Origin of the sequence: Pseudoalteromonas sp. SR43-3 (assembly GCF_014163875.1) — a bacterium.
Classification (GTDB): Bacteria; Pseudomonadota; Gammaproteobacteria; order Enterobacterales; family Alteromonadaceae; genus Pseudoalteromonas; species Pseudoalteromonas distincta.
In genome coordinates this window covers 117766-136606 of record NZ_JACJEC010000006.1, presented here as the reverse complement: position 1 = coordinate 136606, position 18841 = coordinate 117766, and the positions used below count along the sequence as shown (strand labels likewise).

The following is an 18841-nucleotide window of genomic DNA, read 5'->3' as shown; positions in this document are numbered from 1 at the left end:
AAATGACAGCAAACTTTACACCTCTTATTACTGCGCTTGAAGACGCGCCAATTTTAAAAAATGAACTGTGTCGTGTTTTTCATGGCCGAGGCCACAGCGTCGAAGCATTAAGCCATATTAATTTAGACTTTTACCCGCCCAGTTTATTTTTGGTTTCGTACGATGAAATTGACGAGCAAACACTAAGCGAGCTCACCAATGCTGTGTGGCAGTGGGCGCAAGAAAATCAGCCTGAGCTTATTACGTCACTTGTGTACCAGCAACGTGCTGGCGTACAAAGCCAAAACACCGTGGTTTATGGGCAATTACCTAACCCACATGTTGTAACCGAAAATGGTATTCGCTTTTTGGTTGATTTACAGAGCCGCCAAAATACCGGAATATTTCCCGATATGCGCAGCGGCCGTGAATTTGTAATGGCTAACAGCAAGCATGGCAAAGTGCTTAATTTGTTTTCATATACATGTGGGTTTTCGCTTGCCGCCATGCAAGGCGGGGCAGATCATGTGATGAACATGGATATGAGCAAAGGCGTGCTAAAAGTCGGCAAGCAAAACCATCAGCTAAATGGTTTTGAGCGCGGCGTAAGTTTTTTACCTCACGATATTTTAAAATCCTTTGGAAAACTAAAAAAAGCAGCCCCGTTTGATTTAATAATAGTTGATCCGCCAAGCTTTCAAAAAGGCAGCTTTATATTAACTAAAGACTATCAAAAAGTGCTGCGCAGGTTGCCAGAGCTACTTTGCGATACCACACAATTACTATTGTGTGCTAATAGCCCAGAGCTTAGCGAAGATGTATTTAAAGCATTAATAAACGAGAACACCCAAGGCGCAATTGAATTTGTTGAGCGCCTAGCCCCCACCGAGCGTTTTATTGAAGTAGACAGCGACAAAAGTTTAAAAGCGCTTGTCTATAAAACGTCACAAACACCTGCTTAAATGAAGCTCAGTAAACGCCTAACTGCCATTGATAAATTAATTTCGCAGCATCACGATATTATTTGGGATTGTTGCTGCGACCATGGTTATTTAGGCATGGCGCTATTAAAACGCGCAGCTGCAAACCACGTTATTTTTGTAGATATAGTCGCCACTTTAATGAACGATTTAGAAGCGCAATTATCATCTATTAATAAATTACAAAAAACCTGTGATAAAAATCCGCAGTGGCAGGTCTTATGTCAGGATGTAGGCAAAATAGAAATTACTCAAAGTAAAAGCCAAGTAGTTGTAATAGCAGGTGTTGGCGGTGAGCTGTTGTTAAGTTTAGTACAACAAATTATTGCTAATAACGCAGTGGAGCATTTAAATAATGTTCGGTTTATTTTATGCCCAGTGCATCACACTTATAAGTTGCGAGTGGGTTTAAAACAACTCGGTTTAGGGCTTATAAGTGAACAAATAGTCTACGACAACAAACGTTTTTATGAAGTGATTGAAGTGAGCTTGAGTACCAATAATGAGATTAGCCATACCGGCAACAAAATGTGGGACTTTGCTAGTACAGAGCACGCTATGTACCAACGACAACTCATAAATCATTATAATAAAATGCTCAATAAAGATAAGCCATACTATCAAAAAGTTATAACAGACTATCAAGAACTCACCGATAGTTAAAAAAGCCCAAAAGTAGGGCGTACATGTGATCTAATTACGACATTGACGACGTAATGTGTTCATAGTTTATATCGCACTACGCGAGTTTATTTGGTTTATTTATGTCAGATAACAAGAGTCACATTAATCATTTGCTTAGCAATGAGCAAAAATGGCAACACAGTTACGAGCAACCTATTTCTTATGCACCCCTGGTGCAATTGGCTAATAGTAATTGGGTGGTGCCACAGCATTTTTTACGTTACAAGCACACGCTTCAAAGCGTAAACGAAGTACTTGAGAGTATTGAATTTTCGGCTCACTTTAGAGTGCTTGCTGCACAAAAAGGTGAAGAGATTTATCTGCAAGTAGCAGTGCTGAGCCCTGATAACTACCAAAAAAGCGCATCTACTAATGAAGCCAAAGCTAAAAAACTATTATTTGGCAGACGCTGGATTGTAGAGGAAAACCTACCTACTTCAGAACTTATCCAAACTGCATTTTTAGCGTTAAAAGTAGCGCGTGAACATGAAGTAAGAGAACTTTTTCAGTTAATGCAAAGCGGCGCAACAAGCACGCCATTTAACAATCACCACGACTTACCTGTAATGGCGCAAAACCCTGAACTTGTTAAAAGCGAAGCGGTTACAAGTAACGTTGATGAAGTGCTTAAACGTATTGTATTTGCAGGAAAAAGTATTGAGCTTAAAAGTCAGCAGCAAGTAGCCGAGCAACATTTATATACTGTTGAGCTGTTGTGTGAGGATTGCCAGCTTAGCGAGTTTAATAAAAAAACAATTGCGTTTTTAACAGCAGACTCATCCGCTAATAGTTTTTTACACGGCTTAATTGCGGCATTGGTGGCCACAAGTAATGACTACGTAAACGAGCAGTTTAAATACAAAGGTTTTGCCCGTTTTAGCAAGCACGTAGTGGTTGAACAAATAGGTAACCTAAGTATCGCTATGCGCTCGCCAAGTACTGTAGGGCTTTGCTCTATGGGTAAGCAACATGCTAATCAGTTAAATTTTGAGATAGACAGTGGGCGAGCACCACAGGGCTGCGGGCAAGCTATTGGTGGGTTTTTAGCTGCTCACGGCATTGAGCAGCCAGAAAATGCGCATTTATATCCAAATTACTTATAAAAACTTAAAGTTTATTAATTTCATCTTTAACGTTAAAGCTTGAATCAGTAACAATAGCCTCAAGTGTTTGTACACGCTCTTTTAATGCAAGCACTTGTGCGTTTGTTTCAGCTAGTTGTTTATGGGCATCGCTGTTGTTGTTTTGCATTTTATGCTTAAATTCAAGATGCTTTTTATACATATCGTAAACTACTCCTGAGCCAACCGAAATTAGCACAATAAGTACAATCATCGTAGTTCCAGACATAACCTCATTCCTTATCATTTTATTATTCGTTTATGGTTAAAGTATAACCTTTAAGCGCTTTTGATAAAGCTGACAATTGTAACTTAATTTGTATAGTTTACTTGGCGTGTTCATAATTCATACATTTTTTATATTGTTTAATGGCGATAGTGCCTCCATATAATAAACATACTTTAGCCAATACAGAGAGTTGCCATGTTAAATAATAAAATTCCACCGGTTATCGTTGTGCTGTTTTTTGCAGGCATAATGGCGCTTATTGCGCATTACAGTGTTATTGATTTCACCGCATTTATTACCTACCTAGCAGCAAGTTTGGTCATTATTGGGTGTGTTTTTTGTATTGCAGGTGTGGCGAGCTTTAAAATAGCAAACACCACAGTAAATCCTAATAAACCTGAGCAAGCGTCAAAACTTATTACGAGCGGCATTTATAAAATTTCGCGTAACCCAATGTATGTGGGTTTTGCATTTATTTTAGCAGGGTGGGGTGTTTGGTTAAGTTCCTTGTGGGCGCTTTTATGTATTATCGGGTTTATTGCGTATTTAACGTTTTTTCAAATAATACCCGAGGAGCGTGCGCTCACTAAATTATTTGGTGAAGAGTTTACCGCTTACAAAGCGCGCGTAAAACGCTGGCTGTAATCAATATCATTGACTTAAAACGTGACAAACAAAAAAGGCTATCGATGATAGCCTTTTTTTGTTTGCAGCAATTGTATTACTAATTAATTGCGGCTTATTCGTATTCTAACGGGTCTGTAATGTTATTTAGTGCAAATGCTTCAAGGCGTTCTTGGCACGCGCCACATTTACCACAGGCCTTTTCACGGCCGTTATAACATGTCCACGTTTGGCTGTAATCTAAACCCATTTCAATACCGTCGGTCAAAATACCAATTTTAGTATTATTTAAATATGGGCTAAAAATTTCTACCGCGTCGTAGTTCGCAATACGACACACATCATCCATTTTTTGCACAAATTCAGGACGGCAGTCAGGGTAAATAGCATGATCCCCAGAATGAGCGCCGTAATAAACTTGGCTAGCTTTAAGTGATACCGCGTAACCAACAGCAAGCGAGAGCAAAATCATATTACGATTAGGTACAATCGTACTTTTCATGCTTTCTTCTTCGTAATGGCCTTCAGGTACGTCAATATCATCAGTAAGTGATGAGCCACCAATAAGTTGGTTAATCGCCGAAATATCAACAATTTTATGTGGAACGTTTAATTTTTCACACACACTTGCCGCTACTTTAAGCTCTTTTACATGACGCTGACCATAGTCAAATGAAAGGGCATATACATCATGGCCTTGTTGCAGGGCTTTATTTAATACGGTAAATGAGTCCATACCGCCGGAATAAATAACAACTACTTTTTGCGTCATATCTGTTTTGCTCTTAGTTTTAATAGAGGTTTATATCAGGGCGCGATATACTACACGGCCGCAGCTTAAATAACAATTTTTGCACAGCGCTTTTTGGTTTTTTAATAGTAGCAATTTGGCTGCTAGGTAGTAAGTGAGATCTCTTTTGTACAAAATTAATGAAGTGTTTGAAACCATTCAAGGTGAAGCTAGCTTTACTGGCACACCCTCAATATTTTTACGTCTGCAAGGCTGCCCTGTAGGCTGCTCTTGGTGCGACACCAAGCAAACGTGGGATGTTGATAATGTATATAAAGTATCGCTGGATGAAACCGTAGAAAAAAAAGCCGACTCAGATCATTGGGCTAACGCCAGTGCAGAGCAAATTTTAGCTTTGTTTCAATCACGTGGTTACACCGCAAAGCATGTTGTAATTACTGGCGGCGAGCCATGCATGTTTGATTTAAATCCAGTATGTAACTTATTACACGAACACGGGTTTAGCACACAAATAGAAACCAGCGGCACGTTTGAAATACTCGCCCCAGAGCAAACATGGGTAACGGTATCGCCAAAAATCAATATGCGCGGCGGTTATGAAGTACTCACCAGCGCTATGAAGCGTGCCAATGAAATTAAACACCCCGTTGCCATGCAAAAGCATGTAGAAGAGTTAGAAGAATTATTTGCTAAAACAGGCGTTAACCCTAAGCTTGTTTACTTACAGCCAATTAGCCAAAAAGTATCAGCAACTAAACTCGCAATCGACACCTGCATTGCCAAAAACTGGCGCCTATCAATACAAGTACATAAGTATTTAGGAATTAGTTAAAGCCAGTTTAAAGTTATATTACGTATGTTGGGTAGAGCGAAGCTAAACCCAACAAACCTCTACTTCCGCACCATTTTCTAATAACGTTTTATAATATTTAAATACGTAGGCCGGATAAGCGAAGCGCCATCCGACAACCCTGTACTTTATAGCCTAAAATTTATATCCTAGAATTACATCTACCTTAAAGCTCATATCTTCTTCGTTAATTGTGCTAATTAGTTTACTATGCGCGACTTAAAAATATTCCACTACTTACTACTAGGCTTATATGTCCGTAAATGCGCTTTACACCGACCTTTCTGATTACTACGACTTAATGTGTGCAGATATTAATTATCAAGCCCAAAGCAATTCTATTCACAGGCTGCACCAAATTTTTGGTAATGGCGCAAATACCCATCTCGATTTAGCGTGTGGCACCGGCCCGCATGTACGCCACTTTATTGATTACGGCTATAAAAGTAGTGGGCTTGATTTAAACCAGCCAATGCTCGATAAAGCAAAAGTTCGTTGCCCAGAAGCGCAATTTTCATTGCAAAACATGAGTGAATTTAAGGTCGCTGAGCACGTGGATTTAATTACCTGCTTTTTGTATTCAATCCACTACTGCGACGGAATTGATAAGCTAAAAGAGTGCCTTGCTAGCGTGCACAATGCATTAAATGTAGGTGGAATATTTTGCTTTAACACGGTTGATAAAAACAAAATTGACAGCGATTCATTTGTAGAGCACACAGCAACAAGCGAAAATAGCTCGTTCACATTTCGCTCTGGTTGGCATTACAGTGGCAGTGGTAGCAAACAGTTATTAAAACTCAGCATAGAAAAAACCACCGTAGACAACACACTCGTATGGCACGATGAGCACCCAATGGTTGCTTTTAGTTATACAGAGCTTAAAGAAGCCTTAAAGCCGTACTTCGAAATCCACATATTTGAACATGACTACGACAAAATAACCCCATGGGCAGAGCGCTCAGGCAACGCCATTTTTGTCTGCGTAAAAATTTAAGGCAAACATTCATCAAGAAGAGATAAAAGTTTGGGTAGAGCGTAGCGAAACCCAACGAACCTCCAATATCCACGCCCCTAATAACCCCGCATTATATATTTGAAAACGTAGGTCGGATAAGCGAAGCGCCATCCGACAATACACCGTATATGAGTTCTATTCTCGATATAATTCGTACAGAGTATTATTTTCCACTAATAATGGTTAAAGCTCTAATTTATAGAGATTAAACGACAACCTGACTTTTAGAAGAGAGCTAAAATGGATTTTGACTGGAGTAAAATCAAATTTATTGATGGAGAACAGTTCTCATCAGATAATCTTGATAGGGCAAAATATGCTACTTATTTAGCTTCATTAATAAAAGCTAAAGGTGGTACAGATAAAGATAACCTTTCAAATTATGTTCTTAACCTCGATGCTGAATGGGGCGCTGGTAAAACATATTTTTTGAAAAGGTGGAGTGAAGATCTAAAGGGGAATCACCCCGTAGTTTATATTGATGCGTGGGCTATTGATTACTTAGAGTCTCCACTAATGATTGTTTTAAGTGAAATTATTGAGCAATTAAAAAGCCAAACTGATCGAGCCGATACACCTAAAGCCAAAGCTAAATTTAAAGAAATAATTAAAGCCGCAGCACCAAGAGTTGGCAGTGGATTAATGAAAAGGTACTTAGGGTTTGATCTTGATGTATTTGATTCATCACACACAGACGATGCAAATTTGTCTAATAAAGAAATTGATTTTTCTAAAGCTGGTGAAAAAGTATTAGAGATATTTTGTAAAGAAGTCACTGACAGCAAAAAAAGCGTAAAAGCACTAAAACTCGCAATTCAAGATTGGGTTGAATACGTTGTAGATCATCCAGTTAGAAATATGAATACTATCACTAATAGCTACCCGGCATTTATTTTCGTAGATGAATTAGATCGCTGTAAGCCGACTTATGCTGTTGAAATGTTAGAAGCAATAAAACATGTTTTCGATATACCTGGCCTAGTGTTCATTGTTGCAACAAATACATCTCAATTAGCGCATACCGTAAAAGCTGTTTATGGTGTTGATTTTAATGCTGAAGAATATCTAAGCCGATTCTTCAATAATCGATATTATTTAAAAACAGAGCTAAATAAAGGACTTATAGAAAACCATTGTAATATAGGTTTAGTGAATGCAGATAAACTAAAAAGTATGCAAGTTATTTTGTTTCCATTTGTTTGTTTTGACGGTGAAAAATTTTTAACGTTTTGTATATCAGTATTTAGTGCCGTTGATTTAACACCTAGACAAGCCGTTAAAGTTTTTGATCGGATTCAACTAACATTCTTAAACTTGAAAAAAAACACTTGCGTCAATATTGCTGCGATAGTTCTTCTTTTCGCAACGCAAGAGAAAAGCTCAAAAATGTTTGAGGTTTGTTTTAATGAATTAATTATAGCTAATGGGATTCTTAGAGTGAGGGAGCTATATCCAAACTTTGGTAAAAAATTTATTAATGTGAATCTCGATTTGAGTTTAGAAACACTGCAGGTTAGAAGTGATTATCTATATTTAGAGGGGCAGGTTTATGATTTTGAAACACAAAATATCAATGGTCATAATTTAAAACATATGAATATAACTTTACATAAATTGCTAGGCTCTTCATTCGGACTAGATGGTTTGGCGCGACAAGGTGAAAAAGTTAGCCGCTTAGTTCAAGAAAAGCACCCTAGAGATTTACAGAGTGAAGCATTAAAATATTATATTTTACTTATACAAATGAAGACAGATCCTGAATATTACAAGGACTTAACAAATATGGCCGTCAATCTAGATTAATCTCTGCAATTTCGAGCAGAAATAACTAGCTCAGCTAAACATAATAACGGAAAAAGCTTTTCGGTTAGCTCTAACTCCTCAATAGCTTCCACAACACTTGTCCTATAACGAATTGATGTTAAATAATTAGTTACCTTATTCTTGACAAAGTAAGTGAATTAGCTTTTCTCATCAATCTCTTTCCCGCAATTATAACAATCGTTAGTGGGGAGCTTATAACTAGAAATAGAGCGCATTACTTGGTTTTTCTTACAGGCAGGGCAGACGTAATTAATTACAGAGATTATAAGCGCAATAGCAAAAACAAAACTACCGATATAAAACGGGTTTGAGTAAAATTGCATACTTGGTTCTGAAAAGTTAAAACCGATAATACAGATGATTAAGGCAGTTAAATAAAGTTTAAATTTTAGGCTTTTATTCAAGGTTTAAATATCCAATTGGCAAGGTGCTAATAATAAGTGCTTTGGCAGTTTTAACAAATTATTTACTAAATTACTAATTAAGTTTTTATATAGCGCAAATGTATAGGCATAAAAAAAGCGTTGCCCTTGAGCAACGCTTTTCTGTATTTGTCTAATAGCTGGTAGCTAACTTACTGTCCCGCTAACTTACTTAGCCGCTAGCTTATTCTGCAGTTAAATAATCTAACACTACTTGATGGTGATCTTTAGTTTTAAACTTATCAAATAGGTGTTTTATTTTACCGTCTTGGCCTACTAAAAACGTTAGGCGGTGAATACCATCGTACTCTTTTCCCATAAACTTTTTGTAGCCCCATACACCGAATGCTTCAGCAATGGCGTGGTCTTCATCGGCTAATAAATCAAAATTAAGCTCTTTTTTAGTTTCAAAGTTTTTAAGGCGCTTAATTGGATCTGGGCTAATACCTACAACGCGGGTGTTAAATTTAGCAAGCTGTGCTTGCTCATCGCGTAGGTTTTCGGCTTGTACAGTACAGCCCGGCGTTGACGCTTTAGGGTAAAAGTACACAAGCACTTGTTGCTCTTTTAACAGCTCGCTTAATGTTACTGTTTCGTCGTTTTGGTTTTGTAGGCTAAAAGCGGGTGCAGTATCGCCAGCTTGTAATGGACTAATTGTGTTCATGTTTAGCATCCTTAACGAATTCGTTTAAAAATATAATCTACGTTTAGTGTGTGAGAAAGGCTCTCAAAACTAATTTTAAATTGATCTATATCTACATCAACAGGTATGTTGAATTCAAGTTCACAACGCATTTTAATGTTGTCTTCTTGGGAATAAGTGTCTGACTTAAGTGAGCAAATACTAATATTATTGTCGGCAAAAAAGCGCGTTACTTTGCTCAATGTGCCAGGGGTGTCTATGCCTGTGTATTCTAGTGTGTAACCTGCACAAAACTCGCTAGGAGTATGACTTGCTGTGCGCTTCATCATGGTTAGCAGGCCAAGTTCCATGGCTTTAGTGGGCAGTACGTGTTCTATGCGGCTTATTGCCGACATGTCCCCGCTAAGTAGCATTATAAAGGTAAATTCGCAGCCTAAAATAGCAATACGGCTGTCAATAATGTTGCAGTGGCAATCGCTAACCAGTTGGGTTAGTTCACTTACTATACCGGGTCTGTCTTCGCCAATCGCTGTTAAAACAATTTGATGATTTGAAAATGCAGTCATGAGTTCAAATACCTTGTTACTTGGATTATATCAACCGAGTTGGCAACACCAAAAATACACACGAGAAGTTGCACGGCGGCGAAGTTTAACACAAAAAGGGCTCTAAACTACAGCACACGCTAATTAAGCGCTTTTAAAGTGCGGTGTTTCTTGTTTTTACTGGCACGGGAAAGTACCATAGCTAAAATTTGCTTATTTGCGCTTAGTTGCTTACTAAGTTGAAGTGCTGAACTTTATTGCATTTAGGCAGCCAAATAATAAATGTAAAGTTAATATTGATTTTACACTGAACCAAATCGGTATTACCCACTCATATATTTGTTAAAACAATTAAAGGGTATGCTAAGGAGAAATATCTGTGCAGTATTGGATCCCAAAAGCACTTGCAGTAAGTGTATTGGTAAGTTTATCAGGGTGTAGTGTATTTATTAATAAGGCACATGACGAGCGTAATTATCGTACGCATGAGCCTGTAAAAGCACCAGCGTCGTTATCTCAACCAGCTCAAGACCCAGTTTATAAAATGGATGTAGGTCAATACGACAATAATCCTGAAGCTACAAATTACCGCCCACCGGCACAAGTATTAACAATTGCGAAAGGCAGTTGGGTAGAAGAGACAGATAAACAAGCGCGTATTTATTTTGATAAAAATGATGGCATTGCTGATTTAGATGAGTTTCTTTGGGATACGATTAAATCTGTCCTAGCTGATAATAACGCGGGCAAAACTAAAGAAGATAAGCTACTTGGTATTATTGAAACTGATTGGTACTCAATCATTAAAACCGAAGAAGGTTTTTGGTGGTGGGGCGATGAAGTTAACGATGATTTAGAAAAGTTTAGGTTCACTATTGAAGAAAAATCACATCAACGCACTGCGTCTTTACGTGTAGAGCTGATTGATTTTAAAGGTGATAAAACGCTAACAGACTTACTCAAGCAGCAACTAGAAGTACGTGCGCTTAACCAAGTAGTGAGCGAGTTTGATTACCGTTACCGTCAACTTGAAGTTGATATGCGTAAACGCCAAGGTATTATTTCTCTTGAAATGGGCTTTGATAATAAAGGTAATGCAGCACTTGTAACTGAGCAATCTTACGACGCTGTGTTTGACCGTTTCTCTGGGTTTTTAGAGCGCTTGTCGTTCTCTATTGTTGAAATTAACCCAGATACGGGCTTAATTACTGCAGATTATACTAAACCAGAAACAAGCGTTTGGGATTCAATTTGGGGTGATGACGTAGCTCAACTACCTATTGATGAAGGCCAATACCAAATTTTAGTAAGTAAAACTAAAGAAGGCGGTACTAGCTTAACGTGGATGGATGATAAAGGCGAAACGCTTGAGCCAGGTACTATGAATGGTTTACAACAAGCATTAGAAGCAGCACTCATTCAGCGCGGCATTAAAATTTAAATAATAATAAGTTTTACCACAAAAAGAGCGCTATGCTCTTTTTGTGGTTTTTATAGGTTAAACAATATGTCTCAGCTACCTGAACGTTCACACTATACGTGGCGCACTTGGTTTACTTTTTTGGTTCCTTCGTTAATTGGTGTGTTTTTATTTATGACACCCATTAGTACTTCGCAAGGGATGACCATTCCTATTGCCGTTATGGCAAAAGCGGTTCAAGCAATGATGCTTGGCTCTGCTCAAGCAATTATTACCCTCATTATTTGTATTACAGGGGTTATTTCTGTAATTACTAAAGTGTTTAAACCCGCCGCTATATGTAACTCACCTTTGTTAAAGCATTTATTTGATGTGAGCTGGACATGGCTGGTGGTACGCTTATTTGGTATGGCGTTTGGTTTAATGACGTACTTAAGCCTAGGCAGCGAGATGATTACCTCGGCCAACACTGGCGCACTGGTATTAAATGACTTATTGCCTGTGTTGTTTTCGGTATTTATTTTAGCGGGCTTATTACTGCCGCTATTAATTAACTTTGGTCTATTAGAGCTTGCTGGTACGTTAATGACCAAAGTAATGCGCCCTGTATTTGGTGTACCAGGTAGAAGCGCGGTTGACTGTACTGCATCGTGGTTAGGTGATGGCAGTGTGGGTATTTTGATGACTGCAAGGCAGTACGATCAAAAGCACTATACACAACGCGAAGCGGCTATTATTGGTACTACGTTTTCAGCGGTTTCAATTACATTTAGTTTAGTGGTGCTTGGGCAAGTTAAACTTGAATACCTATTTGCACCGTTTTACGCAACGGTATGTTTAGCCGGTATTGTTGCCGCTATTATTGTGCCGCGATTACCGCCACTGCGCTTTAAAAAAGACTTACTCATTGATGGCACTGAGCCAGATAGAGACGCTGAAACAATTCCGGGTCATAAAACCTTATTTGGCCATTCGTTAGATGTTGCACTAGCTAAAGCAGATAATTCAACGGGTGTTAAAGGCACTATAGAAGAGGGCGTACATAATGCGCTTGATATGGTGTTTGGTGTGTTACCTGTAGTTATGGCGGTAGGCACATTTGCACTGATCATTGCTGAGCATACGCCTATATTTCAGTATTTAGGTATGCCGTTTGTGCCATTTTTAGAGCTATTGCAAGTACCCGAAGCAGCCGCAGCGTCGCAAACTATCATGGTTGGCTTTGCTGATATGTTTATTCCGTCAATATTAGCAGCAGGGACTATTGAAAGTGATGTAACGCGCTTTATTATTGCCGCAATGAGTGTAACTCAGCTTATTTATATGTCTGAGGTAGGTGCACTTTTACTTGGCAGTAAAATACCGGTAAACATTTTAGAGTTGTTTATTATATTTATTTTGCGAACGCTAATTACTTTACCTGTTATTGCGCTAATGGCGCATTGGCTCGTAGGCTAAATTAACGAAAATATAATTAAGCGAATTGATATTATTGAAAAAGCCCTGATTAATCAGGGCTTTTTTGTGTCTGTTGTATTTTTTATATTGGCGTTGGGTTTTATAAACTCCTGTTTTGCAGAGAGCTTAATTAGCGCAATGTTACCAATGATAATGGCAAATACAACGGCGACAATAATTACAATATGCCAAGTTTGCATCGCAGTATCACCTAATCTTTAGTACGTTTAAGTGTGACCGCTTTGCGCTATAACAGCAATTAATTTACTCAAAAATACAATCAATAACGTTAAAAACGTCTCGCTACCGAAAGTGTTAAAAAGTTAAGCCCAGGGTTTGGCTCTTTAAAGCCTGCGTTTGAATAGTGAATAACGCGAAGGGCAACATTGGTGTGGCCAAAATCGGCTACAAGCCCTATGCGGTCTTCAAACTGGTAGTGAGTACTTATGTTTTTACCGGCAAACTGCGTTTCATCAATCAGTGATACACCAATGCCTGCTTCTACATAAAATGGGGTATTGTTAAAACTAAAAGCAGGAAATTGCAGTACAGGCGACATAGCAAGTACTAGGTTTGATTGTGTTTCATCGCCGTGGCGGTATTCCCACATGTTTACGCTGGTTTCAAAGTAAAAGCGTGCATCACCAATAAGGTTTTGCATACCAGGTGCATGGTACTGATACGCAAGCTTAACGCCGTTTACGTTACCTTCGCCTTTGAGAAAGTCAACGGCATAACCTTGGTCCGATTGAGCAAAAGCAAGCTTGCCAAAAAGTGAAACTACTAATACAAAAGAGATAATAAGTGTTTTAAGTGACGTTTTCATAGGTGCCAAATGTTTGTTTGATTTAATTTGATAACTAAATGATAAGGGCGGCCTGTTAACAATTACAATGAGGACAAAATGCCGGTTGTATATGAGCTGTTAATGGAGTTTTCTAACTGCTTGAATTTATTTTATTTATTTGATTGGTGCTAATTAAGCATTAATAAGTTGCTTATTTGTGCCTTTTTTATTGCGTATAGTTCGCGTAAATTACAGCCATCTTAATCACACAGACATATACAATTATGAAACTCTTTAAACTATTCGTTTTAGCCACTGCTTTTTTTAGCAGTTCGTTATTTGCACAAGCTCAGCAATCACCAGATCAGTTACTTGAATCGGTAGCCGACAAGCTTTTTGCAGATATTGGCCAAGTAAACTCAAAAGGTACAGCCAGCAAAGACGCGATGGCTGCCATTGTTGAAAAACGTTTAATGCCACATATTGACGTTAAGTTTGTGTCGTTTAAATTATTAGGTAAACACATTAAAGGTATTGAGCGCGAGCAAGCTGTTCAATTTATAGATGCAGTAGAGCATTACTTAACAGGCACATACGCCGGTGCACTAATGAAGTACACGGGTCAAAAAGTAGTATTTGAGCGTAATAACGCAAAAAGTGACTCTGAGTACGCAACAGTTAATATGCAAATTATTGAGCCAAATGCGCCTACTATCGACTTAAGCTTTAAGCTTCGTTTAGGTAAAAACAATGAGTGGAAAGTATACGATATTGTTGCTGAAGGCATTTCACTATTAAGTGCTAAACAAAAAGAGATTATTCAACGCATTTCTGATGTGGGTTTAGAGCAAGTTATTAGCGAGTTAAAAAGTAAATAGACTATTTGTCTGGCTCTGATTAAGCCCAACTCCAACCTCAAAAACGGCCAATTACTTATGTACTTGGCCGTTTTTATATTTTTGCTAAGGACAATACCAATCCACAGTAATACTTAATCATTTAGAACAACTAAATAACGAAATTTTTGCCTTGCTATCACACGGTTTTTTACCTCAAAATAAATCACTTAATTAAGCGAATTGGTATAATCCTAAAGGATTGTTGTTATTGCGTAATTTTGCGCTAGCAGCAAAACAAAGGTGTGCTAGAATATCGGCACTTTGATTAAGCGTGGTGTCAGCTTAAAACTGATATAACTTACCACCCCCAAGCCACACTGGAGTTGTGTTGTTTTAATGGAAAATGTACTGATTTGGCCAAAGGAATACCCATTACTTATTAAAGGACTGGTAGAACAAAACGGTGCCTTTATTTTAGATGCTTTGGAAGCTTGGCCTGCTTGTCGTTCTACAAATGAAGACGATGGTGTATGCACCACCGTGCTGCCACCTATTTATTATTTGGCATGGCTAACCCCGCTGGAGCCATTTGAAGAATGTTACTTTCAACATATCTCTGAATATGACGAAGACGCACAAGCGTATATTAGTGCGGTTAAAAGCCATTACTACGATAATGAATTCACCCCTGAAAGCTTAGTGCTTATGCTGTGCCAGCGCCTTGAAAAATACGCAAGCGTGGCTGCACAAAATACCATAGATACGCCACTGTCTTTAGTCGATTTATTTTTTAGTAAACGCTACTTCACCTTAATTGAGCATGCGTTAAATAATAAAAGTAAACTCTCGGCAAAGGACACATTAGCGCTTTGGAAGGAAGTTGATTTTAGAGAGCGCCTAAGTGCGTTTATTCCAGAATCTATTGCTGATTTAGATACCCTTTGTGAACTTGCCAGCGAAAAAGTAGCTGCGGGTAAAGACTATTTTACGCTGCTTACGCAGGTTTCTCCTGATGTTGACTCTGTTGTACTGCTAGAAAAAGCTTTGCTTACTCATTTACGTAAAAAAACAGCCAAGCAAACAATGGCTATGCGTTTTATTGAGCAAGGCGCTACAGGTGTACTTGCTGATGAAAACAATAAAACAGCCTTTATGTGGGCGGCCGAAAAAGGCTTTGTAAATGTGGTTGAAACGCTACTTGCAAAGCAAGACAAAAAAGCGACAGATAACTTTGGTAATACTGCACTTCATTATGCTGTGTTTGCTAAAAATGAGTCGTTAATGGTGCTGCTTATTAAAGCCGGATACGATTTTAGGGCACGTAATAAAGAAGGTTTAAGCTGTTATCGTTTGGCGGTGAGTATTAAAGCTAATAACTTAGTTAAATGTTTAGAGCGTGATTTTGGTATTAAAGAACTTTCGCCAGAAGGGCAGTTCGATCGCATTAAAAAAGTGCATGTGCTACATGCTATTGTGACTATATTGCTGCCTTTACAGTTGTTTTTCTTTTTTGATGAAACCCTCTCAATTAAAAGTGAGCTGACGCTGGGTTTAACTATGACTGCAGTGATTTGTTTTTTCTTTGCGACCACATTAAAGCGCTGTGCGCTATATCCACATATTAAACACCCTTGGGGTTTATTTGTGCTTAGAGGCTTTTCGTTTATTAGCTTAATTGCTCAAATAGGGTTGGCGAGTATTGTGGTGCTAGCTGCCTTGAGCGATTTAGTTTAGCTAGTTTTAAACAATTAATAAAAAACGCGCTTAAAGTAATTTAAGCGCGTTTTTTTGTATATAGCGTTTATGGTTAAGCCTTATTTACCGTGCTCATTTGCTGCTTTTTCTTCAGCTAATTCTTCTTTAAGCTTACGGATTTTTAAACCTTGTTCTTGTCCGCGGTGTCTTGCGTAGTAAGTACAACCAATAAACATTGAAGAGGCAAACACAAGCTCTAACAACACCCAAATTAATTCATCTGGTGCTGCCCACAGCATGGTAAGACCGTGGATAAAATAAAGCATTACAATAAAGTTAGCCCACGCATAGGTGTATGTGTTGTCTTGAATTATGCCTCTTAGCGGCAGCAGTAAAGGAATGATAGGAAAAAACAATGACACCCAACTAGTATTACCGTCTAGAGGGGGTACAAAATACATCCACAAAGGAATCAGAATAAGTAAGCCAACATAGCCAAATAGTGCTGCACGTTGAAATTTTACCGTAATCGGCTTTTTAGCTGGACTGTCAGCTGTAGTCATTTAAGTTTTCTCGCAATGTGAGTAAGGCGTTTACCAACGCTTTGGCATATTTTAATTTCGTCTTTGCTTAGCTGTGCACTATTAGCGCTGCCAGCGACGTGTGTTGCACCGTATGGTGTTCCACCAGTTTGTGTTGCAAGTAGTTCGGGCACATCGTATGGCACACCCATAAGCACCATGCCGTGGTGTAATAGTGGCAAAGATAAGTTAAGTAAGGTTGCTTCATTTCCACCATGCATACTACTTGATGACGAAAATACACACGCTGGCTTATCGATTAATTGGCCTTTTAGCCACAAGTCGCTGGTGGTTTCCCAAAAGCTTTTTGCTTGAGAGGCCATCATGCCAAATCGAGTTGGTGTACCAAATGCTAAACCATCGCAATTTATTAAATCATCTTTGGTGATCACAATATCGTGCGCATTTTTAGCCACAAAGGTGCGAAGTAGTGCACTAGCACCTTGTTGCTCTATCGACTCTGCTATCTCGTGAGCCATTGCTTCAACTGAGCCATGGCTTGAGTGATAAAGCACCACTATGGTTGCACTCATTATAAAACGCTTAGTACGTTTTCTGGTGGACGACCAATCGCTGCTTTATTGTTATTAACTACGATAGGGCGTTCAATCAATTTTGGGTATTTAACCATAGCGTTAATAAGTGCGTTCTCATTTGTTTCATCTTTCAAATTAAGCGTTTTGTAGTCATCTTCTTTGGTGCGCATCATTTCACGTACGGATGAAAAACCAAGTTGGATTACAAGCGTTGAGATTTGCTCGTGAGTAAGAGGGGTTTTTAAATACTCTACAACACTTGGCTCTATCGCTTTACTTTGCAGTAGCGCTAGCGTTTCGCGTGATTTAGAACAACGTGGGTTGTGGTAAATAGTAACAGACATAAAATGATTCCAAAGTGTGAATTGCGTCTATTTTAGGGTAAGCGCTTGCAGACTTAAAGTCTTGCAAGCTCTTTTTGTAAAAGTCGATACTGGGTAAGTAGTGCTTTTAAACGTTGTTGCTTTACAAGTTCGGTTGGCTCTACGAAGTTAAGTGCTTTTTGTACTTCGTCTGCGGCTTTTAAATAAGCACCGTATTGAGCCAATACATCGGCGTTCGCTTCGTGATATGAGGCTAATTTATCTTGTTTTTTATACGCATCAGCCAGAAGTTGCTTACCTAGGTTATGATCTGGCTTTTCGAGTAAAAAACTTTTCAAAATATTTTCGGCTAGTTCATATTGCTCAGCTTCAAGTGCTGCGTTGGCATAGTTGAGCGTAATTACCTGATTATTAGGGCGATACTGATTTAAATCGGCTAAAAATTTTACGGCTTCATCTGCCTTTTTTTGCGCGATGAGTAAATCGGTATGGGTATCTATATAAAATAGGTTTTTAGGATCGTTTTTTAAAAGCTCGTCTAGTATTGGGGCTGCTTCATCAAGCTTTTTTTGATCAAGTAAGCTAATAGCTAAACCGTACTTTAAAGCGGTGTTATCGTAGCTATTTTCGCGTAGTCGTTTTCTAAATAGGTCTTCGGCGTTTTCTGGTTTGTTGTCGTAGCGCGCAAGCACGCGGCTTTTAGCTAAATTAAACTCAAGACTGGCACTCATATGACGCACAGGAAATTGCTCTGCACGCAAACGCACATCTGATACTCGGCTCTCTGGTAATGGGTGAGTAAGTAAAAACGCAGGTGGTTTATATTTATAACGAATTTGCGCGGCAAGTTTAGTTAAAAATTCGCTCGATGCACGGGCATCAAAGCCTGCATTGTTAAGCGTTTGCATGCCTATGCGGTCAGCTTCTTGCTCGGCTGAGCGACTATGCGTTAACTGACTAAAAGCAGATTGTGTTTGGCTGGCAGATATAATCGCAATACCCGCATCTGGTGCAACAACGGTTGCTAATATTCCGGCTATCATACCGGCAATAGTCAGCGCGCTGTTATCTTGTTGTTGCTGTATTCTTCGCGCTAAGTGGCGCTGTGTTACGTGAGCTATTTCGTGGCCAAGCACTGAGGCAAACTGGCTCTCGTTATCGGCTTGAGCTATTAACCCTGTATGCACGCCTACATGGCCGCCATAAAAGGCGAAGGCATTTATTTCTGAGTTGTTTATCCAAAAAAATGAAAACGGAAAGCGCACGTCATTAGCATTAGCAACGAGTTTACGGCCAATAGTTGTGAGGTATTCATCAAGCACTGGGTCATTTATTACTGGTGATGAGCCTCGTATTTGCATCATCATTACTTCGCCAATGGCTTGTTCTTTTTCGAGTGGCAGTGCTTGTAATGCAGATGTTCCTAAATCAGGAAGCGTAAAGTTAGTTTGCGCTTTTAAAGGTTCGCTTATTAATAAGCTAAACGTAAGCGCAGCACTGCATAAAGTGATAAATGCTGATTTTAGCTGCAT

The 18841-nt window shown here is 38.8% G+C and carries 21 protein-coding genes; 11 read left to right on the top strand and 10 right to left on the bottom strand.

What is annotated here, in order from left to right; translation table 11 throughout:
* Positions 1-2: 2 nt before the first annotated feature.
* The 3 genes from H5088_RS09955 (at position 3) to H5088_RS09945 (ending at position 2746) form a co-directional block, all read left to right on the top strand.
* A complete protein-coding gene (locus tag H5088_RS09955; RefSeq protein WP_182752789.1) occupies positions 3-941 on the top strand; it encodes a class I SAM-dependent methyltransferase in 939 nt (312 codons plus the stop codon).
* On the top strand, positions 942-1622 hold the full coding sequence (locus H5088_RS09950) for a tRNA (adenine(22)-N(1))-methyltransferase TrmK (RefSeq protein WP_182752788.1): 681 nt from the start codon (positions 942-944) through the stop codon (positions 1620-1622). It abuts the gene before it with no gap.
* Positions 1623-1723: 101 nt separating this feature from the next.
* Positions 1724-2746, top strand: coding sequence for a hypothetical protein (locus H5088_RS09945; RefSeq protein ID WP_182752787.1), 1023 nt, complete (start codon positions 1724-1726; stop codon positions 2744-2746).
* Between the two features lie 4 nt (positions 2747-2750).
* Here the strand turns inward: H5088_RS09945 and H5088_RS09940 are convergent, their stop codons facing one another.
* Positions 2751-2993: a hypothetical protein gene (locus tag H5088_RS09940; RefSeq protein ID WP_010553668.1), complete on the bottom strand. Its 243-nt coding sequence runs from the start codon at positions 2991-2993 to the stop codon at positions 2751-2753.
* Positions 2994-3188: 195 nt separating this feature from the next.
* On the opposite strand from H5088_RS09940, the gene H5088_RS09935 reads away from it, so the two are divergent.
* Positions 3189-3638, top strand: a complete 450-nt coding sequence (locus H5088_RS09935; protein WP_007378935.1) for an isoprenylcysteine carboxylmethyltransferase family protein — start codon at positions 3189-3191, stop codon at positions 3636-3638.
* A gap of 94 nt (positions 3639-3732) precedes the next feature.
* On the opposite strand, the gene queC is transcribed toward H5088_RS09935, so the two are convergent.
* Positions 3733-4389 carry a 7-cyano-7-deazaguanine synthase QueC gene (gene queC, locus H5088_RS09930; RefSeq protein WP_002960416.1) on the bottom strand — a complete coding sequence of 219 codons (657 nt, stop codon included), beginning with the start codon at positions 4387-4389 and terminating at the stop codon, positions 3733-3735.
* Positions 4390-4534: 145 nt separating this feature from the next.
* Here queC and queE point away from each other — a divergent pair, with 145 nt between their 5' ends.
* The 3 genes from queE (at position 4535) to H5088_RS09915 (ending at position 8039) form a co-directional block, all read left to right on the top strand.
* On the top strand, positions 4535-5200 hold the full coding sequence (gene queE, locus H5088_RS09925; protein ID WP_024591014.1) for a 7-carboxy-7-deazaguanine synthase QueE: 666 nt from the start codon (positions 4535-4537) through the stop codon (positions 5198-5200).
* A 271-nt stretch (positions 5201-5471) separates the two neighbouring features.
* Positions 5472-6215, top strand: coding sequence for a class I SAM-dependent methyltransferase (locus H5088_RS09920; RefSeq protein ID WP_182752786.1), 744 nt, complete (start codon positions 5472-5474; stop codon positions 6213-6215).
* 261 nt (positions 6216-6476) lie between these two features.
* Positions 6477-8039, top strand: a complete 1563-nt coding sequence (locus H5088_RS09915; RefSeq protein ID WP_182752785.1) for a P-loop NTPase fold protein — start codon at positions 6477-6479, stop codon at positions 8037-8039.
* Between the two features lie 627 nt (positions 8040-8666).
* On the opposite strand, the gene bcp is transcribed toward H5088_RS09915, so the two are convergent.
* Both bcp and H5088_RS09905 read right to left on the bottom strand, forming a co-directional pair.
* On the bottom strand, positions 8667-9146 hold the full coding sequence (gene bcp, locus H5088_RS09910) for a thioredoxin-dependent thiol peroxidase (RefSeq protein ID WP_182752784.1): 480 nt from the start codon (positions 9144-9146) through the stop codon (positions 8667-8669).
* Positions 9147-9157: 11 nt separating this feature from the next.
* Entirely contained in the window at positions 9158-9691 is a 534-nt protein-coding gene (locus H5088_RS09905; protein WP_007583906.1) for a glycine cleavage system protein R, read from the bottom strand.
* Positions 9692-10049: 358 nt separating this feature from the next.
* Here H5088_RS09905 and bamC point away from each other — a divergent pair, with 358 nt between their 5' ends.
* The gene (gene bamC / locus H5088_RS09900; protein ID WP_182752783.1) at positions 10050-11111 is read left to right on the top strand and encodes an outer membrane protein assembly factor BamC; all 1062 of its coding nucleotides are present in this window, start codon (positions 10050-10052) and stop codon (positions 11109-11111) included.
* Positions 11112-11177: 66 nt separating this feature from the next.
* Positions 11178-12548, top strand: coding sequence for a YjiH family protein (locus H5088_RS09895; RefSeq protein ID WP_182716756.1), 1371 nt, complete (start codon positions 11178-11180; stop codon positions 12546-12548).
* A gap of 53 nt (positions 12549-12601) precedes the next feature.
* Here H5088_RS09895 and H5088_RS09890 read toward each other — a convergent pair whose 3' ends face one another.
* Positions 12602-12748, bottom strand: a complete 147-nt coding sequence (locus H5088_RS09890) for a DUF2897 family protein (RefSeq protein ID WP_182752782.1) — start codon at positions 12746-12748, stop codon at positions 12602-12604.
* A gap of 89 nt (positions 12749-12837) precedes the next feature.
* Positions 12838-13374 (bottom strand): acyloxyacyl hydrolase, encoded by a 537-nt coding sequence (locus H5088_RS09885; protein WP_182752781.1) that lies wholly within the window; start codon positions 13372-13374, stop codon positions 12838-12840.
* 245 nt (positions 13375-13619) lie between these two features.
* Here H5088_RS09885 and H5088_RS09880 point away from each other — a divergent pair, with 245 nt between their 5' ends.
* Together H5088_RS09880 and H5088_RS09875 are read left to right on the top strand one after the other, a co-directional pair.
* Positions 13620-14213 carry a phospholipid-binding protein MlaC gene (locus H5088_RS09880; RefSeq protein ID WP_182752780.1) on the top strand — a complete coding sequence of 198 codons (594 nt, stop codon included), beginning with the start codon at positions 13620-13622 and terminating at the stop codon, positions 14211-14213.
* A gap of 357 nt (positions 14214-14570) precedes the next feature.
* Complete coding sequence (locus H5088_RS09875; protein ID WP_182752779.1) at positions 14571-15908, top strand: ankyrin repeat domain-containing protein; 1338 nt, start codon at positions 14571-14573, stop codon at positions 15906-15908.
* A gap of 80 nt (positions 15909-15988) precedes the next feature.
* Here H5088_RS09875 and H5088_RS09870 read toward each other — a convergent pair whose 3' ends face one another.
* Genes H5088_RS09870 through H5088_RS09855 form a run of 4 tightly spaced genes read right to left on the bottom strand, consistent with a single transcriptional unit; the run spans position 15989 to position 18841 of the window.
* Positions 15989-16432 carry a DUF2069 domain-containing protein gene (locus tag H5088_RS09870; RefSeq protein ID WP_024595679.1) on the bottom strand — a complete coding sequence of 148 codons (444 nt, stop codon included), beginning with the start codon at positions 16430-16432 and terminating at the stop codon, positions 15989-15991.
* Positions 16429-16983, bottom strand: coding sequence for an NAD(P)H:quinone oxidoreductase (gene wrbA, locus H5088_RS09865; RefSeq protein ID WP_024595680.1), 555 nt, complete (start codon positions 16981-16983; stop codon positions 16429-16431). The genes H5088_RS09870 and wrbA overlap by 4 nt, the downstream gene beginning before the upstream one ends.
* A complete protein-coding gene (gene arsC / locus H5088_RS09860) occupies positions 16983-17330 on the bottom strand; it encodes an arsenate reductase (glutaredoxin) (RefSeq protein ID WP_182752778.1) in 348 nt (115 codons plus the stop codon). Before arsC ends, wrbA begins: the two co-directional genes overlap by 1 nt.
* A gap of 53 nt (positions 17331-17383) precedes the next feature.
* The gene (locus H5088_RS09855) at positions 17384-18841 is read right to left on the bottom strand and encodes a M48 family metalloprotease (protein WP_039487326.1); all 1458 of its coding nucleotides are present in this window, start codon (positions 18839-18841) and stop codon (positions 17384-17386) included.

What these genes read in the sequence shown, in the direction of transcription:
- H5088_RS09955 (WP_182752789.1), top strand. Translation starts at nt 3, where the DNA reads ATGACAGCAAACTTTACACCTCTTATTACTGCGCTTGAAGACGCGCCA.
- H5088_RS09950 (WP_182752788.1), top strand. Translation starts at nt 942, where the DNA reads ATGAAGCTCAGTAAACGCCTAACTGCCATTGATAAATTAATTTCGCAG.
- H5088_RS09945 (WP_182752787.1), top strand. Translation starts at nt 1,724, where the DNA reads ATGTCAGATAACAAGAGTCACATTAATCATTTGCTTAGCAATGAGCAA.
- H5088_RS09940 (WP_010553668.1), bottom strand. Translation starts at nt 2,993, where the DNA reads ATGTCTGGAACTACGATGATTGTACTTATTGTGCTAATTTCGGTTGGC.
- H5088_RS09935 (WP_007378935.1), top strand. Translation starts at nt 3,189, where the DNA reads ATGTTAAATAATAAAATTCCACCGGTTATCGTTGTGCTGTTTTTTGCA.
- queC (WP_002960416.1), bottom strand. Translation starts at nt 4,389, where the DNA reads ATGACGCAAAAAGTAGTTGTTATTTATTCCGGCGGTATGGACTCATTT.
- H5088_RS09920 (WP_182752786.1), top strand. Translation starts at nt 5,472, where the DNA reads ATGTCCGTAAATGCGCTTTACACCGACCTTTCTGATTACTACGACTTA.
- H5088_RS09915 (WP_182752785.1), top strand. Translation starts at nt 6,477, where the DNA reads ATGGATTTTGACTGGAGTAAAATCAAATTTATTGATGGAGAACAGTTC.
- bcp (WP_182752784.1), bottom strand. Translation starts at nt 9,146, where the DNA reads ATGAACACAATTAGTCCATTACAAGCTGGCGATACTGCACCCGCTTTT.
- H5088_RS09905 (WP_007583906.1), bottom strand. Translation starts at nt 9,691, where the DNA reads ATGACTGCATTTTCAAATCATCAAATTGTTTTAACAGCGATTGGCGAA.
- H5088_RS09895 (WP_182716756.1), top strand. Translation starts at nt 11,178, where the DNA reads ATGTCTCAGCTACCTGAACGTTCACACTATACGTGGCGCACTTGGTTT.
- H5088_RS09890 (WP_182752782.1), bottom strand. Translation starts at nt 12,748, where the DNA reads ATGCAAACTTGGCATATTGTAATTATTGTCGCCGTTGTATTTGCCATT.
- H5088_RS09885 (WP_182752781.1), bottom strand. Translation starts at nt 13,374, where the DNA reads ATGAAAACGTCACTTAAAACACTTATTATCTCTTTTGTATTAGTAGTT.
- H5088_RS09880 (WP_182752780.1), top strand. Translation starts at nt 13,620, where the DNA reads ATGAAACTCTTTAAACTATTCGTTTTAGCCACTGCTTTTTTTAGCAGT.
- H5088_RS09875 (WP_182752779.1), top strand. Translation starts at nt 14,571, where the DNA reads ATGGAAAATGTACTGATTTGGCCAAAGGAATACCCATTACTTATTAAA.
- H5088_RS09870 (WP_024595679.1), bottom strand. Translation starts at nt 16,432, where the DNA reads ATGACTACAGCTGACAGTCCAGCTAAAAAGCCGATTACGGTAAAATTT.
- wrbA (WP_024595680.1), bottom strand. Translation starts at nt 16,983, where the DNA reads ATGAGTGCAACCATAGTGGTGCTTTATCACTCAAGCCATGGCTCAGTT.
- arsC (WP_182752778.1), bottom strand. Translation starts at nt 17,330, where the DNA reads ATGTCTGTTACTATTTACCACAACCCACGTTGTTCTAAATCACGCGAA.
- H5088_RS09855 (WP_039487326.1), bottom strand. Translation starts at nt 18,841, where the DNA reads ATGCAGCTAAAATCAGCATTTATCACTTTATGCAGTGCTGCGCTTACG.